The organism is Paracoccus onchidii, from assembly GCF_028294535.1.
Lineage (GTDB): Bacteria > Pseudomonadota > Alphaproteobacteria > Rhodobacterales > Rhodobacteraceae > Paracoccus > Paracoccus onchidii.
In genome coordinates this window covers 25007-48312 of sequence record NZ_JAQBIE010000010.1, presented here as the reverse complement: position 1 = coordinate 48312, position 23306 = coordinate 25007, and the positions used below count along the sequence as shown (strand labels likewise).

Sequence of the window (23306 nt, the reverse complement as noted above, 5' to 3'; positions counted from 1 at the left end):
ATTTGCCATGACCGCATATTATGCTATCGCGCCTCATGCGTTTGACTAAGGGGAAATGCGTTGATGAAGCTGGACCGTATCGACATTCGAATCCTGCATGAATTGCAGCGCAACGGCCGCATCACCAATGTCGAACTGGCGGATCTGGTGCATCTGTCACCCAGCCCCTGCCTGATGCGGGTGAAAAAGCTGCAACAGGCAGGCTATATTACCGGATATTCCGCGCATATCGATATTGCCAAACTGGGTCCGGTCCTGACGGTCTTTACCGAGCTGACGCTGAAGAACCATCGCCAGATCGATTTTGCCCGATTCCAGGCGGCCCTGGAAAAAATCGACGAGGCAATCGAATGCCACCTGATTTCCGGTGGATACGACTATCTGATCAAGTTTGTGACCGCAGGCATCAGCGACTATCAGGCCATCATGGAAAGCCTGTTGGATGCCGAGGTCGGGATCGACAAATATTTCAGCTTTGTCGTCATCAAGACCCCATTCGCCAAATCGCATCTGCCGCTTCACAACCTGTTCAAGTCCTAGCGCGCGGCCATCGCGGCAGTAAAGTCGGGATCCTGGGTCAAACGATCAAGCCAGCCGATATCCAGTTTCGGAACGGATGCGAACAGCAGTTTGGAATAAGGATCGCGCGCTGCCTGATGCAGCCCTGCCGCCGGCAGCGTTTCGACCACGCGCCCGTGATGCATCACCATGACGTCATCGCAGATCGCCTCGACCGTGGACAGGTCGTGGCTGATGAAAACATAGGACAGGTTCAGATCGCGTTGCAGCTCTTTCAGCAAATCGATGACAGCAGCCGCAACCACCGTATCGAGCGCCGATGTAATTTCATCACAAAGGATTACCTCGGGGTTTGCCGCCAGAGCCCGCGCAAGATTGACCCTTTGTTTCTGGCCGCCAGACAACTCGCCCGGAAGGCGGTGGCGCATCGCGCCCGGCAGACGCACCATATCCAACAGCTCGGCAATACGGGCGTCATACGCCCCCCCTTTCATGCAATGATAGAAACGCAATGGCCGACCGATACTATCGCCAATCGACTGCGCAGGATTCAATGCGGTATCGGCCAACTGAAACACGATCTGCAGCCGTCTCAGTTCTTCCTTGGACCGGCGCTGCACCTGCGGCGCAAGGTCGTTCCCGCCGAGCGAAACCGTGCCCGATACCGGCGGCAACAAACCAGCCATGCAACGCGCCAAGGTCGACTTTCCGCTTCCGGATTCACCGATGACGCCCAAATTTCGTCCCCGTTCCAGATTGCAGCTGACCTGATGTAACGCGATCTTGTGAGGACGTCCGTGGCGGTCGACCGGACCATAACCGGCTGTAATCTGATCGGCCGCAAGAACGATGCCCCCCAGTTGATCCACATCCTGCGCACGGGCAACACGGGCATCCGGTTTGAATGCCGACAACAGCGATCGTGTATAGGGGTGGCCCGCGGCCTCCAGAATTTGCGTCGCCGAGCCCTGTTCCTGGATTTCGCCGCCCTTCAGCACGATTATCCGATCGGCGATCTGTGCGACAACAGCAAGATCATGGCTGACATAGACACCGGCCATGCCGCCATTTTTCATCACCGATTTGAACGCGCGCAGCACCTCGATCTGGGTGGTGACATCCAATGCGGTTGTCGGTTCGTCGAAAATCACCAGCTTCGGATCACCAATCAATGCCATTGCAGCGGCAAGGCGTTGCAGTTGCCCCCCTGAAACCTGATGGGGATAGCGATCACCGATATTCTCGGGGTCGGGCAATGCAAGGGCGCGGAAAATATCGACTGCTTTGGCACGCGCCTGATCCAACGGCATCAGGGAATGGATTTTTGCGACCTCAACCACCTGATCCATCAACTTTTTGGCTGGATTGAACCCGGCCGCAGCGCTTTGGGGAACATAGGCAACCGTCGTTCCCCGCATTCTTGCGCGCGCGGTTTCATTGGCGGTCACCATATCCGTGCCGTCAACGGTGACCGAACCGGATTCGAAATGACAACCCTGTCGTACATGCCCCATCAGCGACAAGGCGATCGTCGTCTTTCCGCTGCCTGATTCACCGATCAAGGCAACGATCTCACCGGGTGCGATATCCAAACTGACGCCCTTGATGATTTCGACCTTGCGGCCGCTGTCGGTCACTGCGCCAAGATGCAGATCGCGGATTTCGGCAAGGTTCATCATTCGCTCCTGTCGCGGATTCGGGTGGGCAGGTTGTCGATCAGCAAGTTGACGCTGATCGTCAGGGTGGCGATAGCAACCGAAGGCATGATCACGGCCGGTGCCCCAAAGGAAAGACCACCCATGTTTTCTCGCACCAAAGACCCCCAATCCGCGTTGGGCGGCTGCACGCCCAGCCCCAGAAATGACAATCCGGACAGCAGCAAGACTACAAACACGAAGCGCAGACCCATATCCGCCAGGACAGGCCCCAGAATGTTTGGCAGGATTTCGGCCCGGATCAGGTAGATCGTGGCTTCACCGCGTGCACGCGCGACAGTCACGTAATCCATCGTCGCGACATTGACGGCCAACGCACGCGCGAACCGATATGAACCGGGGGTGTAGACCACTGCGAGCACCGCGATCAGAACCGGTATCGAAGAGCCGATCGCCGCAACGACCACCAAACCAAACAGCTTGGATGGAATAGAGCTGATCGCGTCAAGCAGACGGCTTATTATTGTATCCGTCATGCCTCCGATCACGGCAGCTGACATGCCCAGGACGATCCCGGCCGTGCAGGCGATCATCACGGCAGCCAGCGAAATACCGACCGAATAGCGCGCCCCCGAAAAGACGCGCGACAGCATGTCCCGCCCAAGATAATCCGTGCCCATCGGAAACTGTGCCGAAAGCGGCCCGAAGAAATCATAGTCAACAATCTCGCCTGGCGGATGGGGTGTGATCCAAGGCCCGATCACGGCGATAACCGCCCAGAATGCAATGACGCAGGCCGCGACAAGCCCGACAGGATTCAGCCGCCATCCAAGCCGGCGCGGAGTGGGGAAGACGATGGCCATCAGTGACGCAACCTCGGATTCGAGAGGATCGCAACAACATCGGCGATCGTGATGAGAAACAGGTATCCTAGGCAGAAAATCATCGCACAGCCTTGGATCAGCGGCAGGTCCCGCGTGGCGACGGCATCTACCATCAGTTTGGCAACGCCGGGATAACTGAAGATCGTTTCCACGATAATCACGCCGCCCAGCAGATAAGACAGAGACAAGGCCATCGCGTTGACAATTGGACCGATGGCATTGGGCAAGGCATGGCGCAGAACCATCCGGCTGCGGGACGCCCCTTTCAACAGAGCCATTTCGACATAAGGTGCCTTCATCGTCTCGATGACGGCCGCACGGGTCATGCGGATCATCTGGGCAGAAACGACAAAGGTCAGGGTGATGACCGGCATCGCGTAGGCACGCAAAATGTCCCAAATGCTGTCTGTGCTGCCACCAAATGACAAGGCTGGAAGCCAGCCGAGCCACACCGCGAATATCAGCACCGCAAGGGTGGCAACCATGAACTCAGGTATCGAAATGACCCCCACCACCAATGTGCTGACGGCCCGATCAAACAGGCTGCCCCGCCAGATCGCCGTCAGGATGCCCAAGCTCAGCGCGACCGGCACAGCGACAGCCGCAGTGATAGCGGCCAGCTTCATCGTGTTTCCCAGCCTTGTTCCGATCAACTCGGATACGGCCATACGATTGGTATAGGAATGCCCAAGATCGCCATGGGCCATTCCCCCAAGCCATCCCAGAAAACGCATGATCGCAGGCTGGTCCAGATGCATTGCCTCACGCAGACCGGCGACGGCCTCGGGGGTGGCCGCCTGCCCCAACAGCACCTGGGCAACATCGCCAGGCAACATCTCGGTCGCTGCAAACACAAGAAAGCTGACGATCAGCAGCGTGACCAGCGCCACGCCAATTCTGCCGGCAATCAGGGACAGAACCTTAGAGTTCATTGCGTCTCCTTTCAGGAAGCTGCCCCCGGACATGAGCCGGGGGCGATGGGATCAGGCATCCAGCCAGACATATTCGGCAAAGGCATAGCCCATCTGCCCGCCAAGGGGGCTGGGACGCAACCCGCGAAGCTTTTCGCTGTGGACATCGACATTTGACAGGAACAGCGGGATCGCCGTACCGGCTTCGTTCGAGATCATGACCTGCATTTCGTCATAAATTTCCTTGCGGCGATCAAAATCGAGCTCGCCACGTGCCTCAAGCAACATGCTGTCGAATTTTTCGGATTTGTACTGGCTCTCATTCCAGGGGGCATCCGATGCGTATAGCAAAGAGAACAGAATATCCGGTGTCGGGCGCGGGTTGATATTGCCGAAATGGACCGGCGATTTCAGCCAGTAATTCGACCAATAGCCATCTGACGGAACCCTCTGGACGTCAAAGTTCATGCCAATCTCCGAACCCGCCTGCTGCAGGATCATTGCCATGTCATTCGCGGACCCGGCGGCATCCGATGTGATGACCTCGATGGGTTGGTTCAGGACACCAGCCTTCGCAAACAGTGACTTCGCGCGCTCTGGGTCATATTCGCGGGGCTTCAGGTTGGCATTATAGAACGCGCTGATCGGCGCGACGGGCTGATCGTTGCCGATTTCCGCAAGGCCGCGCAGTGCCGACCGCTTGATCAGTTCGCGATCCAGAAGATATTTCATGCCCTCGGCGAAACCCGCCTTGTCGCCGGGCGACAAGTCCAGCCGCATATTGAGGTTGGTATAGTTCCCCGATGTCGTCTTGGACAGAACCACACCCGCGTGTCCTTCGGCAACGCGCGTATATTGGGGTTTGACCGACGCCCCCAGATGGATATCGCCCGACATGACCGCGTTGACCCGGGCATTGTGATCTGAAATGCCGAAATATTCAAAGCTATCGAGATGCGCCTTCTGCGGTTTGAAATAGTTTTCATTGCGCACACCAACCGAGCGAACTCCGGGCTGGAATTCCTGGGAAACGAATGCTCCGGTGCCGTTGCCCTTGCTGAAATCCGTCGTTCCCGCAGCGACGATCATAAAGTGATGCATCGCCAGAATGGTCGGGAGATCGGCATTGGGTGCGGTCAGAGTGATGCGCACAGTGGTCGGATTTTCGGCTTTGACCTCGGCGATCTGCTTGGCCAATGCCGCAACCTTCGATCCCACGGCAGGATCGCTGTGGCGTTGCAAGGAGAACACCACATCATCTGCTGTCAGCGTCTTGCCATCATGGAATGTCACCCCTGATTTCAGTGTGACCGTCCAGACCTTTGCATCGTCGCTTTCGACTGCCTCCGCCAGCTCCATTTGCAACTGACCATGCTCGTCAAGAAAGGTAAGGCGATTGTAATAGGCGCAACAACGCACGTAATCGGTCGCCAGCGACGCGGCCGCGGGATCCAGCGTGTCGGCGGTTGACGAAGACCATCCCGCCGCCCGCAAATGCCCCCCCTTCACAGGGGTTGCCGCCAATGCGGCAGTCGCACGGCCCAATATCGAACCGCCGGCGATTGTCCCGATTCCACCAAGCATGAACATCCGCAACAGGTCTCGGCGGCTGGCACCGCGACGCAACGCGTCTTCGACCATCGCATCGTCGGCGGCGGTCCAATTGGTGATCGTCTTGTCTGTCATTTCTTCATCCCTGTTTTTCTTTGAACCGTAAATTTTGACCAAAGAGGCCAGCCCCGGACCCGCCCACCAGCAGGGTCACCCGACACATTCCGATTTCGCGCAGTCACAGATCCCATCCGCCGGGGTCATGATTCCGGCCACCGGCAGCAGATCTTGCTGTAGAGATCCCCGTGTCTTCGGCTGTCATCTGACGCCTCTTCTCAGGTCTTTCGCCTGAATTGACGCTTATACTGACGCGATACGCACAGCCGATGACACCGAATTTCCGTCCGTCACCGCATATTCTTTCGAACTGGGCCCAGGCCGCAGAATGCCGTGACGCGATCAAGTCAGTATCCCCTGGCGCGATCAATGAGCCCCGGGATTTCCGCGCCAGCGCGATCGGCCCGGATGCCTGCAATAACATGGGTGGCCCCCATTCCTGCATCCGTCTGACTGGCAACATGCGGCGTTATGATGACGCGCGGATGCGCCCAGGCCCAATGGTCCGGGGGCAACGGCTCGGGATCGGTGACGTCAAGAAATGCCGAAGCCAACCCCCGATCCAGTGCGCGCTGCAATGCCTGCATGTTCAACTGCGCTCCCCGTCCCAGATGCACAAGACGCGCATCCCGCGGCAACAGATCGAACAAATCGTCATTCAGGATATCACGCGTCTGCCGCGTCAGGGGCAGCAGACATATCAGGATGTCCGTCTGCGCCAGAAACCGGTCGAGATCGGTAAACACATCTATGCCTGCAAGATCCTTGGGCGATCTGCTCCAACCCGCAAGCCGAAAACCAAACGGGCGCAAGGCCTGCAGCACCGCCTGCCCCAGCCGTCCAAGCCCCATCACGCCAACGCGACAGTCTGCGGTCGACCGGTTTTGTCGTGCCCGCCAAACACCCTTGCGCCCCTGATCCAGATAAACAGGCAAATCCCGATGCAGCGCCAATGTGGACATAACGGCCATTTCCTGCATCTGCCGCATGATGCCCGGCTCCTGCATACGCACCACCCCGACATGGGGCGGCAGGGCCGCCAGGTCGAATTGGTCGATCCCTGCGCCAACCGAAAAGATCAACCGCAGATTGGGCCATTGGCTCAGATCGGTCGGCGCGGTCCATGTCACCATATATTCAACCGCTGCCGGGTCGGGCGCAGTGGCGATATGGAAGGGCAGATCCGGCAGCTCTTGGGCGAAGGCGGCTTGGAAAACTGCGCCGCGTTTCGCTTCGGACAGATACAGAACGGCCATCAGCGCAGGGCGGCCCGGATATCAGGATCATCAAGGGTCAGATCCAGAACCTTTTTCGTGCGCGCAACGATCTGGTCGATATCGTCGGTCGTGCAACAAAGAGGTGGTGCATAACCCAGCACCCCCCAACCGAATGCGCGCAGGACCAGCCCCTGATCCCAGGCGCGATCAAAGATACGCGTTGCGGGCTGGGCGGCAGCGGGAATCCGGGCCTTGGTCTTCTTGTCCGTAACCAGCTCGATCGCCGCCAGCATGCCACGTCCGCGCACGTCCCCAACCAATGGATGATCAGACAACGAAGCCAGCCCGGCCTGCAATCGCTCGCCCATGATGCGACCATTTTCCAGCAAGCCACCTTGATACAGATCAAGAACCGCCAGCCCGACCGCGGCCGAAACAGGATGGGCCGAATAGGTCTGGCCATGCCCCACCGCCGCCTGCCCGGCACCATCGGCAATGACCTGATAGACGTGATCGGACATGAACACCGCCCCCATCGGCACATAGCCCGATGTCAGACCTTTCGCCGTAGTGATGAAATCGGGCACGATCCCTTCGTCAGCACAGGCAAACAGTGGGCCGGTCCGACCAAACGCGGTAATGACTTCATCCGCAATGAATAGAATATCCAGTTCTGCACATAGTTCCCGCATCGCGGCCATCCACCCTGCCGGCGGCACCAGAATCCCCCCGGACCCCTGGATCGGCTCGACATAGAAAGCGGCGACATGCTCCGCCCCGCCCAGGTCTTCGACCTTGGCCATCAAAGCCGATCGCGATGCCTCGATGACAGCCTGCGGATCATCGCCAACGGGATTGCGATACAGGTCATGCGTGGGAATCCGGTGCTGCCAATCATAGGGCACGCCAAATCCCTCATGAAAAGCAGATAGGGCCGTCAACCCTGCGCCGGCCGTGGACGATCCGTGATACCCCTGTTCGACCGAAATGAAATGCTGTTTCTGCGGCAGGCCGCGCGCATGCCAATAATAGCGGACAAAACGAATGGTGCTGTCGACCGCATCCGACCCGCCAAGGGTGAAATAGACGTGATCCAGATCCCCCGGAGCCGCCTCGGCCAGTCGCGCGGCCAGTCGAACGGCGGGTTCGCTGCCCAGCCCGAAATACCCTGTCGCATAGCAAAGCTCGGTCATTTGGCGGGTCGCGGCTTCGACAACGCTTGGCTGACCATAGCCCGCGTTCACGCACCACAGCCCCGCGAACCCATCGATCAGTTCACGACCTTCGCCATCGCGCACCCAAGCGCCCTGACCGTGGGTCAGCAGCCGCATTCCGGCCTGCTCGTGACCGCGCCAGCTGGCGACCGGGTGAATCAGGTGGTTGCGATCCAGTTCGACAAGGGAGTTGGCAAGCATGATATTCCTTTCAACCCAATGCCTGAGCGGCAAGGGCAAGACTACGGTTTGGACCCGTTTGCGGCCGCGGTGCGGTGGACATCGAAACACCTCCGCCAACGCGAGTCAGATTGATTGATTCAAGCCAGGCTGACAGACCGCTATCCGTCTGGGTATCTATACGAACGAAACTTCCGGTCTGATCCGACAGAACAGCCGCCAGCAGGCATTTTCCGGTGTTGGTATCGGGCGCGATCACCGGCCCCGCCACAAGCCCCCGGCCGAAGGGACGAATTCCTGCCCAGGCAATGATCCGCCCGGCCCGGAAAAATGTCGCGATCCTGCCTTGCGCAAGGATTTCGGCCACCAGATCTTTGCGATCCATCCCCGTCGCGCCCGTGTCCAACGCTGCCAGATCAGCAGAATCTGCTGCGCATGCCCAGCCAATGTCAGCAGACGGCACCGCAACGGGCGGAACCACGCCTTGATGCTGGTCGATGTCGCCAATCTCGACAAAACCCATCTTGCGATACAGCGGCAACCCCGCTTGTGTGGCCACCAGACGGTACTCGTCCGCAGAAGTGGCTTTCATCGCCGCGTCGACAAGTTTGCGACCAAGCCCACAGCCTCGCCAAGCATGATCGACAATGATCATATTGACCAATCCGACGCGGCCAAACCCGGTTACCAACGCCGTTCCGACAACCCGACCCTCATCCAGCGCGACCACACCACGGCTCAGCGACAGGATCATGCGCCAGTCTTCACCGCGATGCGGCCAGTTTTCTGCCTGTGACAGCGTCAGGGCCTCTGGCAGATGCGCGGGTTCGAAGGGAACGATTGTCAGCGTGGTGGCAGGCATGATGTCCTCGGGAATCAGAAGCTGCGGTCAGAGTGCAGGAACGGCCACCGATTTGCTGTGCGACTTTTGCGCTTTGACGCAATCTTCGGCCGTTTCCCATCCATGGCGCCGCAGGAAATGCCGCGCCGCATCTGCACCGACATGTCCCGCGCCCTTCGACCGTCCCATGGCGCCCGCGCTCACGACATATGCTGCCGCAAGATCGATTGATTCCGGTGAAATCTGCTTGACACCTTGCCCGATGCGGTGCGTGCGAACTGTCCGGGACGGATAAGGTGGTTTCAACACCTCTCCAAAACAAGGCTGCGATCATGACCTTTCGTCCGAAATTCATAACCTTCGATTGCTATGGAACGTTGACCAATTTCGACATGGCCGGTGCCGCGCGGCGGATTTATGGCGACATGCTGTCCGAACCGGCAATGATCCAGTTCATCAAGAACTTTGCGGCCTATCGTCTGGATGAAATTCTGGGGGCGTGGAAACGCTATGCCCAGGTCGTACACAATTCGCTAGAACGTACCTGCCGGGCAAACGGTGTTCCGTTTCGCCACGAAGATGCCCTGCGCATCTATGAAGAGGTGCCGACATGGGGACCTCATCCCGATGTGCCGGCCGGACTTGCAAAGGTTGCGCGGGAAATCCCCCTGGTCATCCTGTCCAATGCGATGAACAGCCAGATCATGTCGAATGTCGAAAAACTGGGCGCCCCCTTCCACTTGGTGATCACCGCAGAGGAAACCGGCAGCTACAAACCGCAAATGAACGGTTTCGAATATATGCTGGACAAGCTGGGATGCGGACCGAAAGACATCTGCCACGTGTCCTCGTCATTCCGATATGACCTTATGACCGCGCATGATCTGGGCATCGAAAGCAAGGTCTGGGTCAATCGCGGGCATGAGCCGGCAAACCCCCATTATGGCTATACCGAGATCGCGGATATTGGCGGGTTGCCCGGCGTATTCGGTCTTTGATCCATGAAACTCCTTCCTTACTGGCAGGACAGCGCACCCAGCTTCTACGGCGCTGCCAGCGGCCCCGTTGATGGACATTTCGACGTGGCCGTGATCGGCGGCGGGTTCACAGGATTGGGTGCGGCCCGGAAACTGGCGCTGGAAGGCAAATCGGTGATCGTGCTCGAAGCAGCACGGATCGGGGCCGGCGCATCCGGGCGTAACGGGGGCCATCTGAATAACGGACTGGCCCACAGCAATCTTGCAGCCAGACAGCAATTCGGCGCCGACAAGGCGCGTGCCCTGTATCAGGCTTTTGACGCCGGGATCGACACGCTGGAACGCATCATCGGCGAAGAAAACATCACCTGCAATTTCCGTCGTTCCGGCAAGATAAAGCTGGCCTCCAAGCCGGGCCATATCGACGCGATGCGTCGCAATTTCGATGCCGTGAACCGCGAGGTAGACCCGGACACCGAATGGCTTGATCGAAACGCGCTTGGACATGAGGTCGTATCCGATGCGTTTCACGCCGGCGTCCTGCAACATCGCAGTGCAATGATGCATATGGGGCGCTTTGTGATCGGGCTGGCCGAGGCGGCCGTGCGGCGCGGCGCGGTTGTTCATCAGGAAGCGCCAGTGACATCGCATCAACGCTTGCGATCCGGATGGCAGCTGCAGACACCGAAAGGCCGCGTAACTGCCGGTCAGGTCATGCTGGCAACCGGAGCTTATACCGACAAGGCATTCCCGTGGTTTCGACGCCGTATCGTGCCGGTCGGCAGTTTCATCATCGCAACCCGGCCACTAAGCGATGCAGAAATCGCGGGCAGCCTGCCCGGCGATCGCACCTTCGTCAATTCGATGAATATCGGCAACTATTTTCGCATGACACCGGATCGCCGCTTGATCTGGGGCGGTCGGGCACGTTTTTCCGCGCGCTCGGATCAAGGTTCAGACAGCAAAAGCGGCGCGGTTCTGCAAAGGTCGCTGGCAGCCACATTTCCGCAGCTGGCCAATGTCGAGATCGAATATTGCTGGGGCGGGTTGGTCGACATGACAGCTGATCGCTTTCCCCGCGCGGGAATGGCGGACGGCATGTGGTATTCGATGGGCTATTCCGGCCATGGCGCGCAGATTGCGACCCATATGGGAGAGATCATGGCCGATCGCATCTTGGGCCGCGAACGCATCAATCCGTGGCAGGGCCTGCCTTGGCAGGCCGTTCCATTGCATACCGGCAAACCCTGGTTCTTGCCCCTGGTCGGAATGTATTATCAAATGAAGGACAAGCTAACATAATGTCATTGCTAAAGAAAATCGACATCGCCGAGGCCGGAAAACCTGTTTCGTCGAAATGTGCCGCGGAAAAGTTGATTGCCGGCGACCCCGACTTTCTGACCTGGGCCTTCGACGATACCGGAAACGGACAGATCCGCACCGGAATCTGGGAGGCCACACCCGGCGAAAACCATTCCATCAAGGGCGAAACCTTCGAATTTTGCCATCTGCTCGAAGGCGTGATCGACGTGACGGAAGAGGGCCAGCCCACGCGCAGGTTCAAGAAAGGCGACAGCTTCATCATGAAGCCCGGTTATCGCGGTGTTTGGAAAACCATTGAAACAGTGCGCAAGATCTATGTCATCGTTGCCTGATCCGACGGGCGGGGGTTGCCCCGCCCACCGGTCTTACAAACCGGCCATATGGAACGCCTTTGTTTCCAGATACTCGTCGATTCCAGCGCGCGCTCCTTCACGACCAAGGCCTGATTTCTTGACCCCGCCAAAGGGCGATTCTACCATGGAAACAGCGCCGGTGTTCAGCCCGACCATCCCGAACTCCAACGCGTCACCCAGACGCCAGGCGCGCTTGAGATCCTGCGTATAGAAATACGCAGCCAGGCCAAAAGGCGTACCATTTGCAAGCGCCACGGCCTGATCTTCGGTTTCAAACCGAAAGATCGGTGCAACCGGACCGAAGGTTTCCTCCGAAGCAAGCACCATTTCGGGGGTCGCGCCCGTCAGGACCACGGGGGCGGCATATTGTCTGCCGCCGGGAACATCGGCACGGGCGGCAATCCTTGCCCCTTTGGCCAGCGCGTCTTGCACATGAGCGTCGATCTTGTCGATTGCCGCTTGGTTGATCATCGGCCCGACCTGACTTGCAGCAGCTATGCCGGGGCCGACTTTCATGTTGCGAACGCGCTGTGCCAGGCGCTGCACAAATGCATCATGGATCCCGGCCTGAACCAGAATACGATTTGAGCAAACACAGGTCTGCCCCCCATTGCGGAATTTCGAGGCAATGGCGCCCTCGACTGCGGCATCCAGATCTGCATCGTCAAAAACGATGAAAGGCGCGTTCCCCCCAAGTTCCAACGACAATCGCTTCACCGTTGCCGCAGATTGTCCCATCAGGAACGAACCCACGCGCGTCGAGCCGGTAAATGACAATTTGCGAACCGTCGCGCTGCCGGTCAACGCGGGGCCAATCCGGTTTGGCATTCCGGTAACGATGTTGATCACGCCTGCCGGAATGCCCGCACGCTCGGCCAGCACACCAAGCGCAAGCGCGGAAAACGGCGTGAACTCGGACGGTTTGACCACCACCGTGCAACCAGCTGCCAAAGCCGGCCCTACCTTGCGTGTTATCATCGCGTTGGGAAAGTTCCACGGCGTGATGATCGCGCAGACCCCGACCGGTTCTTTGGTGGCCAGGATGCGTCGGTCATGTGAAGATGCGGGGATGATCGCGCCCTCGATCCGGCGCGCCTCTTCCGCGAACCATTTGACGAAGCTTGCCCCATAGGAAATCTCGCCCCGTGCTTCGGCAAGGGGTTTTCCTTGTTCCAGCGTCAGGATCAACGCCAGATCTTCGGCAGAGGCCAGCATCAGGTCGTGCCATGCCATCAGCAGATCCGCGCGTTCGGAAGGGCTGCGTCTGCGCCAAGACGAAAATGCGTCCTCCGCCGCGCTGATCGCCGCCTGCGTCTGCTGCGCGGATACATCCGGCACGCTTCCCAAGACATTGCCCGTGGCCGGATCTGTCACCTCGATGCAGGCTTGGTCATCGGCATCGACCCATTTCCCGCCGATCAGCGCCTGTTGGCGCAGCAAACCGGCATCGCTTAATCCCGTGTTCGGGTCCAGATCTTTCATCGCCTCAATCCTGCAATTGCGCCAATACGGCGGTTGTTATCTCATCCGTGCCATGCTGACCGGGCACGACACCGACGCCATTGCCGCAGACCGTTTCCATTGCCTGCATAATACGCGTGGCGGGTATATCCTGACCCAGATGCTGCAGCATCATTGCTGCCGACCAAAAGGCCGCCATAGGGTTTGCGATGCCCTGATCGGCGATATCGGGTGCCGATCCATGCACAGGCTCGAACATCGAGGGCGCTTCTCTCGTCGGGTTGATATTGGCGGATGCGGCAAATCCCAAACCGCCCTGAATTGCCGCTCCCAGATCGGTAAGTATGTCGCCAAACAAATTTGATGCCACAACGACATCCAGACTTTCAGGCGCCATCACCATCCGTGCACACATCGCATCGATATGATAGCGCGACACCTCGACCTCGGGGTATTCTTTGGCCAGCTCGTCTGTTACTTCGTCCCAGAACACCATGGAGTGCCGTTGAGCGTTCGACTTGGTTACCGACGCCAGCTTGCCGCGCCGTGATTTGGCCTGATCAAAGGCAAAGCGCAAAATGCGTTCGACCCCGGCACGGGTAAATACCGATGTTTCGACGGCGACTTCATCCGAGGTCCCCTGATGGACCCGTCCGCCCGCGCCGGAATATTCGCCTTCTGTGTTTTCACGAATACAGAGAATGTCGAAATCGGTTTTTCTCAGCGGACCTTGAACACCGGGCAACAACCGATGGGGACGGATATTTGCATATTGCACGAATGCCTTGCGGATGGGCAGCAACAAGCCATGAAGCGAAACCGAATCCGGAACCCTCGCAGGCCAGCCAACCGCCCCCAGGAATATCGCATCAAACCCGCGCAAGGTTTCTATGCCGTCAACGGGCATCATCCGGCTATGTTCCAGATAATAATCGCAGGACCAGGGAAAGCTTTGGGTGGTGATCGACGCGCCGCTTGCCGCCACGACGCGCATGGCGGCCTCGGTGACGGGAACGCCAATCCCGTCACCGGGAATAAGGGCTATGCGATGCTGGGTCATGAATCAGGTCCTCACAGGTCGATCAGTACGGTCTTGGACTGACGGTTGGCATGATAGGCTTCGCGGCCCAAATCCTTGCCGATGCCAGATTGGCGATACCCGCCAGTAGGTAGAATATGATCGCGTGACCGGCCATAGCGATTGATCCAGACCGTTCCCGCCTGAACACGCCGCATGGCCCGCAAGCCACATGACAGATCACGTGTAAATATACCTGCGCACAGGCCGTAGATTGGGTGATCGGACAAATCGAACGCTTCATCTTCGGTTTCAAATCGCTGCAGAGTCAGAACCGGACCGAAGATTTCCTGACGGATCGCGATATTGTCCTGTGTAACCCCATCCAGCAATGTCGGCGCAAAGAAATAGCCAGGCCGATCCATGGCATGACCGCCACAACGAATTTCAGCGCCTTGTTCGACCGCCTGACTCAGGATGGAAATGATCCTGTCGCGTTGCCTTGCAGAGATGATCGGTGAATAGTCCGTATTCGCATCCCATGTCGGCCCCGGCCGGTCCGGATATAGTCGGGCAATCAGCCGGCGCGCCAGATCATCCGCGACCGACTGATGTACAATGACACGGCTACCCGCAACACAGGCCTGCCCTGCGTTGAACGTAATCGAACGCGCGATGGCATCTGCCGCCTGATCCAGATCGGCGTCGGCAAAGACGATCTGGGGTGATTTGCCGCCCAGTTCCAGGGTCATTGGCTTGACCCCGGTGCGCGCGATATTTTCCATAATGGCCTGACCCGCGCCCGTCGATCCGGTAAAGCTGACCTTGGCGATGTCGGGATGACCTGTGATCGCGGCACCTGTCACCGGCCCATCGCCCAGCACCACATTGATCAATCCCGCCGGAATGCCCGCGCGCAGGGCAAGTTGCGCCATGCGAATGGTAGAGAACGGCGTCATCTCCGAAGGTTTCAGCACGACACCATTGCCCGCCGCCAGCGCCGGACCCAGCTTCCACCCTGCCATGGAAATCGGAAAGTTCCAGGGGGTGATCGCACCCACCACCCCATATGGCTCGGTCACGGTCATCCCCAGTGACCCTGACCGGGTCGGTGCCAGACCGCCCCCTTCCTTGTCAGCCATTTCCGCAAAGAAGCGTATCTGTTCTGCAGTGACCGCGATATCGCCCGCGGCAATCTGTGCTATCGGTCGCGTCGATGACAACGCTTCCAGCTGGGCCAGCTCGGTCGCGTGTTGCTCGATCAGGTCAGCCCATTTCTGCATTGCACGGGTCCTGTCCCGCGGCGTCGCATCCCCCCAGCCCGAAGCCTGCGCATGTTTTGCCGATTGAACCGCACGATCAACGATATCGGAATCTGCGACAGGGCAGCTGGCATATGCTGCGCCATCCGAAGGTCGATACATTGCCAACCCGTCTGCCGAGGAAACCAGCTTTCCATCAATCAGGTGGCCGATCGGCAACTCGATACTGTCAGGGTTGAACGAATAAGTCATGTGCGCCTCGCATGCTGTGCGTGGTCAGCATATCGGGCAGCACAAGCAGATTTGCCCGCTTTCCCGCGAAACTCGACGGAATGTCCTGTTCCACACCTGTGCTTCGGCAGGATCTGCGCATCCCGACCAGCATAGTATCCCGAACAGGAGATATCGATGAACCTTAGGGAAATACTGGCCGATCTGGTGGCAATACCTTCGTTGCCCGGCACCAGAAACGACAAGATCGCGGACGCCATATGTAATCATCTGGACCTGCCGGGCGTCACCCTGCATCGGATCCCCACACCCGAAGGACGCTGGAACATCCTGGCCAGTATCGGCCCCACCGATCAGGCAGGTGTGATGCTGTCAGGCCATAGCGATGTTGTCTCGGCCGAGGGGCAGAGTTGGTCAACCGATCCGTTTCGACTGACGCAGGTCGAAGATCGGCTTATTGGCCGCGGAACCAGCGACATGAAGGGATTTCTGGCCGTCATGCTGACGCTTCTGCCAGAGTTTCTGCAAATGCCGCTGCGCCGTCCCGTGCATCTGGCGTTCTCTTGCGACGAGGAAATCGGCTGTCAGGGGGTGCCCTATCTGATCGAACGCTTGCCCGATCTGATTGCGCTGCCGCAGTATTGTATCGTGGGCGAACCCAGCGGCCTTCGCCCCGTGCGATCGCACAAGGGCAAACAATCCATCGAGGTGAAGTTGACCGGAAAACCGGGTCACTCCTCCGATCCCGCCGCCGGACTGAACGCGCTGTATCCGGCCGCAAAACTTGCCTTGGAGATTCAGGACATTGCAACGTCCCTCACTGTCGAGGGGCCGTTCGATCCTGCCTTCGCACCAGACTGCTCGACCCTGCAAGTCGGCCTGCTCGAAGGCGGAGTCGCGGTCAATATCATCCCCGAACATGCCAGCATGCTGATCGAGGCGCGCATGATCCCGGCACAATCCCCACATGAGGTCATAAATCGCGTGCTGGAGGTGTTGAGACATATCCAGCAATCGGCATCGGTCGCGGATGTTCCGCTGCAAAGTAAATATCGGGTTCTGGCCAGCTATCCTGCCCTGTCGTCAAACGACAATGCCGAACTTGCGACGAAATTGGGTAAGCTCGGCGGATACCCCGTTGTGCCCGCTGTCAGCTATGGCACCGAGGCGGGTTTGTTCGCCAAAGCCGGGATCACGTCGGTGGTTTGTGGGCCGGGCGACATCGCGCGCGCGCACCGAGCCGATGAGTTCATCCACGAACATGAACTGACGGCCTGCGCCGAGATGCTGCGACGTTTCGTCGTTCAGTCCTGTCAGGCGTGAAGCCAAGCAGGGAACGTGACGCAAAAAAGGCCCGACCAGATTCTCGGACCTTTCCTTCAAATTTGCGGGGGCAGAGCCTGCCTGCCCATATTGCCATTATGCGGCGTCTATTGCGTGCCGGCAGCCTTTTGCGCAAAGGACTTCAGCGCGCCGTCCATTTTGGCCAGATAAGGGGCGTCGTCGTCGATATCCAGATCGTCAAACATCTCGTCCGGTTCTTCCCACGCAATACGGGTTTCGCCGTCCTGGCTGAATACCAGCATTTTCAGCGGCAGATGCAAACCTGCACGGATATCCTGTTGCATCGGCAGGGTCCCAAGCTTGGGGTTGCCAAAAACAAGCAGCTGGGAGTCGGCCAGTTCCATATCGACCGATGCCGCACCCTCGGCATGATCCACCCGCAGGAACAGATTTGCACCCGCCTCCGTGATCGCGGTTTCCAGACGGTCGGCCACTTCGGCAACCGAACCCTCGGCGGGGATTTCTTCCAGATCGGCCAATGCCGGTCCGGCAAGGGCGATTGATGCAATCAGTGCGGTCATAAGACGGGGCATTTCAATTCTCCTGTCTGTCAGATGTGCCCGAAACGGCATGAACTCGGGCCGGTTTCCAAGGCCCGAATGATTTGATGCCACGTCAGCAACCGGTCAGCCAGCCCCCCGGCGATCACGCCCGTGTCAGCGACAGCACGCGCCGGACGGCGGCTTGATACCCTTCGACACCCAGGCCCGCCAAAACCCCATCGGCACGTTTCGAGACATATGAGAAATGGCGAAAGGATTCGCGCTTGTGGATCTGGCTGATATGCACCTCGATCACCGGACCGTCGAACATGTTCAGCGCATCCAGCACGGCAACCGAGCTATGCGTCAAGGCGGCGGGGTTGATGACAATACCGCAGGCCTCGGTCCGTGCCTCTTGGATCCAGTCGACAAGCTGGCCTTCCCAGTTCGATTGCAGGAACCTGATCTGCGCTTTTTCCCCGGCCGCTTCGCGACATAGCTGTTCGACATCCTCCAGCGTTTCCGAGCCGTAAATCTCAGGTTGGCGCTGCCCCAACAGGTTGAGATTGGGTCCATTGAGGACATATATGGTCTTCATCCAGATCCCTTGAATTAGAGTGACGGCGCACGCCGATCATAGCGCCGCCGCCAGAATTGATAAGCCGAAAAAGATGACTGTCAGGCGATCAGCGCATCCGGATTGACCTCTTCGCTGTCATCGGGCGCGATCATTTCGGCCACCGTCTTCGACAGCGTGACCATACCAATATGGTTGCCCTGGGGATCAACGACATTGGCGCGGTTGGTTTCCGCATCGGTCATCGCGCGCGCAGCCTCTTCCAGCAGAGTCGAGACAGGGACCGTCACAGGTGTCTCGGCACGCTGTCCCTTGCGCATGATGGTGCGCACCGTGATCACATGGCCACGCTTTACGTCACGCACGAAACTGCTGATATAGTCATCGGCAGGACGCAGCACGATTTGCTCGCCCGTTCCCTGCTGGATGATCCGTCCGTCGCGCAGGATTGCGATCTTGTCGCCCAGGCGCAAAGCCTCATCCAGATCATGGGTGATGAAGATAATCGTTTTACGCAGCTCTTCCTGAAGATCGAGCAATACGGACTGCATATCGGTGCGGATCAGCGGATCCAACGCCGAGAACGCCTCATCCATCAGCAGAATTTCGGCGTCATTGGTCAATGCGCGTGCCAGGCCGACCCGCTGCTGCATACCGCCGGATAACTGATTGGGGTAATTTCCCTCAAACCCGTCAAGTCCGACACGGCTGATCCACCTGCGCCCTCTTTCTTCGGCCTCCTTGTCACTGACACCACGAATCTTCAGGCCATAGATCGTGTTTTCCAGAACCGTGCGGTGCGGAAACAGCGCAAATTTCTGGAAGACCATTCCGGTCTTTTCCCGGCGGAACTGCCGCAGATCACTCTGCGGCATCTGCACGATATCCTGACCGTCAAAGATCACTTCCCCGGCCGTCGGCTCAATCAACCGGTTGATATGCCGGATCAGGGTGGATTTCCCTGAACCCGAAAGCCCCATCACAACCTGGATACGGCCAGCAGGAATGGTCAGGTTGATATTGTCGAGGCCCAGCACATGATTGTGTTTGGCATTCAGTTCTTCCTTGGTCATCCCCGCCTGCACATCGGCGACATGACGTTGGCCATTCGGGCCGAAGATCTTATAGAGATTCTTGATCTGAATGTCGTGAATTGCCTCAGCCATGCACGGCCTCCAGATGTTTTTGCAGCCGCTTGCCATATGCCTGCGTGGCGCGATCGAAGATGATGGCAATGGCCACGATGGCCAGGCCGTTCATGACACCCAGGGTGAAATACTGGTTGTTGATGGCCTGAAGAACCGGTTGACCCAGCCCCCGCACCCCGATCATCGACGCGACGACGACCATGGCAAGGCTCATCATGATGGTCTGGTTCACGCCGGCCATGATGGTCGGCAGAGCCAATGGCAATTGCACGTCTTGCAGTTTTTGCCGCCCGTTCGAGCCAAAAGCCTCGGCCGCCTCCAGAACATCTGCCGGAACCTGGCGGATCCCCAGATTGGTCAGACGAATGATCGGCGGAACCGCATAGATCACCACGGCAATCACACCCGGAACCTTGCCAAGCCCGAAGATCATGACGACGGGAATAAGATAAACAAAGCTGGGCATGGTCTGCATCATGTCCAGAACCGGCGTGATCAGCGAATTCGCGCGATCAGAGCGCGCCATAAGGATGCCCGCCGGTATACCTATGACAACAGCAATCAGGGTACATACCGCGACCATTGCGATGGTTCGCATCGTATCTTCCCACATGCCGAAATAGCCGATCAGGCAAAGCGCAATCACCGTGCCAAGAACAATATTCCAGCTTCGGCTCAGCCCCCAGATCATCAAGGCCAACGCGGCGAGCACGATGATCCATGGCGTATTGATCAGCAAGCCCTCGATAAAGACAAGCAGCACCTGAATAGGGTGAAAAATATTCTCCAGCATTTCACCATAAGCGCGGGTGAACTCGCGAAAGCCGGTATCGATCGTCACGCGCAGATCACGCAAGTCGCCCCGACTCATGGCAGGAAAATCGACAAAATCCATTGTTCTTCTTCTTTGCGTTTGGTTCCGTCGGGAACCGGGAATCCGAAGGCAAGGCGGGGCGCGTCATGCGCCCCGCCCCCTTTCTGCGATCAAAGTGCGTCCTGCACCTTCGCAGCAACATCTTCGGCAAGCCACGCAGCCCAGACCTCTGGATAGTTTTCCAGGAAGTAATATGCACCGTCTTCATTGGTGGCTTGATTGTCGCCCATCCAGGCGAGCAATTCGTTGACGGTATCATTGGACCAGGCACGTTTGCCCAGATATTCCATCGTCACGGCGTTGTTGTCGGCAAACTCTTTGGTCACGGCCGTAAACACATCCGAGCGCGGCCATTCATTCAACTGCGGGTCGGGGCAGTTGTTTACCACCATGCAGTTGTCCCAGGTTTCCTTTTCATGTTCTACGCCAAGATCCAGCTTGGTCATAGCATATTTCCCGAGGATCGCCGTCGGCGCCCAGTAATATCCAAGCCAGCCTTCTTCACGGTTGAAAGCACGGGCAATTGATCCGTCAAGACCAGCCGCCGAGCCAGAGTCGACCAGCTCGAACCCCTTGTCTTCAGCCCCTAGTGCGATGAACTGGTTTGCGGTGATGATCTGACAAGCCCAGCCGGAGGGGCAGTTGAAGAATGCTCCTTTTTCGGAATCTTCCGCCCCGGGGAACAATTCCGGATGGGCCAGTGCATCTTCGATGGTCTTGATGCCATGCTCTTCGGCAAGGCTGGTCGGAATCCAGAAACCTTCGACCCCGCCATCGGTCAGGATTTCTGATGCGATCACGATGCGGTCTTCTGCAACCGCGGCATCCAGCGGAACCTTGACCGCGTTCACCCACAGTTCGGGCGCAACATCGGGTTCGCCTTTTTCATTCATCGAGGTGAAGGTCGGCACCGTATCGCCGGTCACCAGGGCGACATCGCAACCATAGCCTTCTTCAAGGATGATCTTGTCGACCCATGCGGCCAGGCCCGCCGAAGCCCAGTTCATCTCGGCCAACGTGACGTCGCCGCATTCTTCAGCGGCGAATGCCGCCGGCGCCGCAAACATCAGGCCCAGAACCGCGAGTGCGGATTTTGTTGCTGTCATGAAACTCCCCTTCATCGTTTTTTGGGATCACGCACCGTAGAGCACGTGATTGACCGCATTGGTGCGATCGTAAGCGCTAACTGCTTGATCGAATGATAGGACAGCCGGTCCAGCTTGTCACACATTCGCGCAATTTTGTTAGCAAGCCATTGTGTTGAATTGATATTTTCTGAAACTGTCGCGATTCTTTCAACCCCCTAATTCTCTGTCGGCGCTAGCTACGTCACGTTCCGCCGGGGATGACGATCTGATTGGCCTGAAATCACGCGCATCGTCAGAGCGGACCGATTGTTCGACGATATCGAACAGAGAAAGCGATAGATCAGGTCTAATCACCGGTCTGGATGCGGCCTATCTCAGCGTCACGAAAGCGCAACAATGCGCCGGAACAACAAATATGAGGACTAATGTGATGAAACGCTTTGCTATTGCCCTGACCGCCCTTTCGCTCGCTTCGGGTGCCGCTTCGGCTGCCACCTTCGGCAACGAACGCCCCGGTGAACCCGCTCAGCCCACCACGGCCGTTGAAACCGTTGACGTTCGCGCCGGTTCGGTGATGACCGCTTCGGAACTGCGCCGCGCCGGTCTGGACGCTGATGCCAAACTGACCGTGACCAACTTCCCGTCGAGCGAATGGGCGCTGGCCCATCCCGAGCGTTGATCGCCTTGTCAGAGACGCTTGCACCCCTGGCAAGCGTCTCTTGACACCCGATTGTAACGGGTCTGTGAAGGAGCCGCCCGAAATGGGCGGTTTTCCTTTTCGCTTTTTTGGCGCATTTACAGCTGCGTCGCGAGCGAATGGACCAGACCTTCCTATGGAAACAACGATACTGCGAACCTTCATCGCGATTATCGATGAAGGCAGTTTTTCCGCCGCCGCGCGGAGAATGGGAATATCGCGCAGTATTTGCAGCAAGTATATCACCGATCTGGAACATGATCTGGGTGCGCGCCTGCTGACCCGCACGACCAGATCCGTCAGCCCGACCGCCGTCGGCCTGGAATACAGTCAGCGCGTTCGCGAAGCCCTGCGCATGATGGACGCCGCCAACGAAGGCGTTCGCGCCGCAAGCGGCCATCCCTCGGGCGCCTTGAAGATCGGCGCACCCGTTGGCTATACGTTGAAGGTGCTGCAACCGCATATCTTGCGTTTCACGCAGGAATATCCCGAAATTCAGCTGGAATTCGTACTGGATGACGGTTTTTCGGATCTCGTTTCTGATAGCTTTGATGCCGTGATCCGCATCGGCAACCTAGAGGATTCCACCCTGCATGCGCGCAAGCTGGATGAGGCCGAGATCCTGTTGGTCGCCTCGCCGGATTATGTCGCGGCCAAAGGCGCACCGCAGGAACCCGCCGATCTTTTACAACATGACTGCCTGCACTACACCAATCTTCGCGGCACGGGCACCTGGCCGCTAAGGCGTTCAGGCCAGGTGATATTTCAACGGGTGCAGCCCGTCTTTGCGGCGAATAACTCCGAGATGCTGCACCAGATGGCACTTAGCGGCCGCGGCGTTACCCTGATGCCGAAATTTGCCGTCGCTGGCGATCTGGAGGCCGGAAAGCTAATCCCCTTGATGAGCGATTATCGCTTGCCCGGTATTCCGATCCATCTTGTTTACGCTACGGGCAAGCTGATGACCGCGGCCATGCGCACCTTTATGGAGTTTTTACTGCAGTCGCCTCGGGGATAGGTCCCTGCCCTATTCTTGGCTTGCGGTACAGCTCGTGCCGGAATCTTCGTCTTGAAGATCTGTCAGAACGGCCCCGTCACCTTTTGACCACCATTCCAATGATCCGGAAACATAGCGTGCCCCGGATGCCGACATGACGTTGACGAAAACCCGCTCTTCCCCGTCGACCTGCAGCAATGCCAGGCTATTTGCGCCGACATTCACGTAGGTCACGACCAGATCACCATCATCACAACGATATGTCGCCGCGGTCGTTTCGCCCGCAGGGCCAAGATCCAGGGTCAAGGCAACGCCCGCCATCGCAGGCGCCCCCATCAATGTCATCGACATAATTCCGGTTGCCGTCGCGTGCAGCAAGGTCATG

23 protein-coding genes are annotated in these 23306 nt (G+C 58.2%); 7 read left to right on the top strand and 16 right to left on the bottom strand.

Annotated features, from left to right (window positions below; translation table 11 throughout):
• Positions 1-63 precede the first annotated feature (63 nt).
• A complete protein-coding gene (locus PAF17_RS09080) occupies positions 64-540 on the top strand; it encodes an Lrp/AsnC family transcriptional regulator (RefSeq protein WP_271888790.1) in 477 nt (158 codons plus the stop codon).
• On the opposite strand, the gene PAF17_RS09075 is transcribed toward PAF17_RS09080, so the two are convergent.
• From PAF17_RS09075 to PAF17_RS09045, 7 genes are all read right to left on the bottom strand, one after another.
• Complete coding sequence (locus PAF17_RS09075) at positions 537-2195, bottom strand: ABC transporter ATP-binding protein (protein WP_271888789.1); 1659 nt, start codon at positions 2193-2195, stop codon at positions 537-539. The two genes, PAF17_RS09080 and PAF17_RS09075, sit on opposite strands and share 4 nt — an antisense overlap.
• Positions 2195-3037: an ABC transporter permease gene (locus tag PAF17_RS09070; RefSeq protein WP_271888788.1), complete on the bottom strand. Its 843-nt coding sequence runs from the start codon at positions 3035-3037 to the stop codon at positions 2195-2197. Before PAF17_RS09070 ends, PAF17_RS09075 begins: the two co-directional genes overlap by 1 nt.
• Positions 3037-3990 carry an ABC transporter permease gene (locus PAF17_RS09065; RefSeq protein WP_271888787.1) on the bottom strand — a complete coding sequence of 318 codons (954 nt, stop codon included), beginning with the start codon at positions 3988-3990 and terminating at the stop codon, positions 3037-3039. Before PAF17_RS09065 ends, PAF17_RS09070 begins: the two co-directional genes overlap by 1 nt.
• Before the next feature lie 51 nt (positions 3991-4041).
• Complete coding sequence (locus tag PAF17_RS09060) at positions 4042-5655, bottom strand: ABC transporter substrate-binding protein (protein WP_271888786.1); 1614 nt, start codon at positions 5653-5655, stop codon at positions 4042-4044.
• A 329-nt stretch (positions 5656-5984) separates the two neighbouring features.
• Positions 5985-6893, bottom strand: coding sequence for a 2-hydroxyacid dehydrogenase (locus PAF17_RS09055; RefSeq protein WP_271888785.1), 909 nt, complete (start codon positions 6891-6893; stop codon positions 5985-5987).
• Positions 6893-8269 (bottom strand): aminotransferase class III-fold pyridoxal phosphate-dependent enzyme, encoded by a 1377-nt coding sequence (locus PAF17_RS09050; protein ID WP_271888784.1) that lies wholly within the window; start codon positions 8267-8269, stop codon positions 6893-6895. The genes PAF17_RS09055 and PAF17_RS09050 overlap by 1 nt, the downstream gene beginning before the upstream one ends.
• 10 nt (positions 8270-8279) lie before the next feature.
• Positions 8280-9110, bottom strand: coding sequence for a GNAT family N-acetyltransferase (locus PAF17_RS09045; RefSeq protein WP_271888783.1), 831 nt, complete (start codon positions 9108-9110; stop codon positions 8280-8282).
• A gap of 311 nt (positions 9111-9421) precedes the next feature.
• Here PAF17_RS09045 and PAF17_RS09040 point away from each other — a divergent pair, with 311 nt between their 5' ends.
• From PAF17_RS09040 to PAF17_RS09030, 3 genes are read left to right on the top strand one after another with little or no spacing between them, the layout of a single operon-like run.
• A complete protein-coding gene (locus PAF17_RS09040) occupies positions 9422-10087 on the top strand; it encodes a haloacid dehalogenase type II (protein WP_271888782.1) in 666 nt (221 codons plus the stop codon).
• A gap of 3 nt (positions 10088-10090) precedes the next feature.
• Positions 10091-11368 carry an NAD(P)/FAD-dependent oxidoreductase gene (locus PAF17_RS09035; protein ID WP_271888781.1) on the top strand — a complete coding sequence of 426 codons (1278 nt, stop codon included), beginning with the start codon at positions 10091-10093 and terminating at the stop codon, positions 11366-11368.
• On the top strand, positions 11368-11721 hold the full coding sequence (locus PAF17_RS09030; protein ID WP_271888780.1) for a cupin domain-containing protein: 354 nt from the start codon (positions 11368-11370) through the stop codon (positions 11719-11721). Before PAF17_RS09035 ends, PAF17_RS09030 begins: the two co-directional genes overlap by 1 nt.
• Before the next feature lie 33 nt (positions 11722-11754).
• Here the strand turns inward: PAF17_RS09030 and PAF17_RS09025 are convergent, their stop codons facing one another.
• From PAF17_RS09025 to PAF17_RS09015, 3 genes are read right to left on the bottom strand one after another with little or no spacing between them, the layout of a single operon-like run.
• Entirely contained in the window at positions 11755-13224 is a 1470-nt protein-coding gene (locus tag PAF17_RS09025; protein ID WP_271888779.1) for an NAD-dependent succinate-semialdehyde dehydrogenase, read from the bottom strand.
• A gap of 4 nt (positions 13225-13228) precedes the next feature.
• Positions 13229-14263 (bottom strand): tartrate dehydrogenase, encoded by a 1035-nt coding sequence (locus tag PAF17_RS09020; protein WP_271888778.1) that lies wholly within the window; start codon positions 14261-14263, stop codon positions 13229-13231.
• 11 nt (positions 14264-14274) lie between these two features.
• Positions 14275-15735 (bottom strand): aldehyde dehydrogenase family protein, encoded by a 1461-nt coding sequence (locus PAF17_RS09015; protein WP_271888777.1) that lies wholly within the window; start codon positions 15733-15735, stop codon positions 14275-14277.
• Positions 15736-15891: 156 nt separating this feature from the next.
• Between PAF17_RS09015 and argE the strand changes: the two genes are divergently transcribed.
• Complete coding sequence (argE, locus tag PAF17_RS09010; protein ID WP_271888776.1) at positions 15892-17037, top strand: acetylornithine deacetylase; 1146 nt, start codon at positions 15892-15894, stop codon at positions 17035-17037.
• 107 nt (positions 17038-17144) lie between these two features.
• Here argE and PAF17_RS09005 read toward each other — a convergent pair whose 3' ends face one another.
• The 5 genes from PAF17_RS09005 to PAF17_RS08985 all read right to left on the bottom strand — a co-directional run bounded on the left by PAF17_RS09005 (position 17145) and on the right by PAF17_RS08985 (position 21245).
• Positions 17145-17591, bottom strand: coding sequence for a DUF302 domain-containing protein (locus PAF17_RS09005; protein WP_271888775.1), 447 nt, complete (start codon positions 17589-17591; stop codon positions 17145-17147).
• Positions 17592-17703: 112 nt separating this feature from the next.
• A complete protein-coding gene (gene aroQ / locus PAF17_RS09000) occupies positions 17704-18138 on the bottom strand; it encodes a type II 3-dehydroquinate dehydratase (RefSeq protein WP_271888774.1) in 435 nt (144 codons plus the stop codon).
• 80 nt (positions 18139-18218) lie between these two features.
• Positions 18219-19283 (bottom strand): quaternary amine ABC transporter ATP-binding protein, encoded by a 1065-nt coding sequence (locus tag PAF17_RS08995; RefSeq protein ID WP_271888773.1) that lies wholly within the window; start codon positions 19281-19283, stop codon positions 18219-18221.
• The gene (locus PAF17_RS08990; protein ID WP_271888772.1) at positions 19276-20160 is read right to left on the bottom strand and encodes an ABC transporter permease; all 885 of its coding nucleotides are present in this window, start codon (positions 20158-20160) and stop codon (positions 19276-19278) included. The genes PAF17_RS08995 and PAF17_RS08990 overlap by 8 nt, the downstream gene beginning before the upstream one ends.
• Before the next feature lie 89 nt (positions 20161-20249).
• Positions 20250-21245 carry an ABC transporter substrate-binding protein gene (locus tag PAF17_RS08985; RefSeq protein ID WP_271888771.1) on the bottom strand — a complete coding sequence of 332 codons (996 nt, stop codon included), beginning with the start codon at positions 21243-21245 and terminating at the stop codon, positions 20250-20252.
• Between the two features lie 412 nt (positions 21246-21657).
• On the opposite strand from PAF17_RS08985, the gene PAF17_RS08980 reads away from it, so the two are divergent.
• Positions 21658-21906 carry a hypothetical protein gene (locus PAF17_RS08980; RefSeq protein ID WP_271888770.1) on the top strand — a complete coding sequence of 83 codons (249 nt, stop codon included), beginning with the start codon at positions 21658-21660 and terminating at the stop codon, positions 21904-21906.
• A gap of 154 nt (positions 21907-22060) precedes the next feature.
• On the top strand, positions 22061-22942 hold the full coding sequence (locus tag PAF17_RS08975) for a LysR family transcriptional regulator (RefSeq protein ID WP_271888769.1): 882 nt from the start codon (positions 22061-22063) through the stop codon (positions 22940-22942).
• Between the two features lie 9 nt (positions 22943-22951).
• Here the strand turns inward: PAF17_RS08975 and PAF17_RS08970 are convergent, their stop codons facing one another.
• Complete coding sequence (locus tag PAF17_RS08970; protein WP_271888768.1) at positions 22952-23305, bottom strand: MliC family protein; 354 nt, start codon at positions 23303-23305, stop codon at positions 22952-22954.
• Position 23306 lies beyond the last annotated feature (1 nt).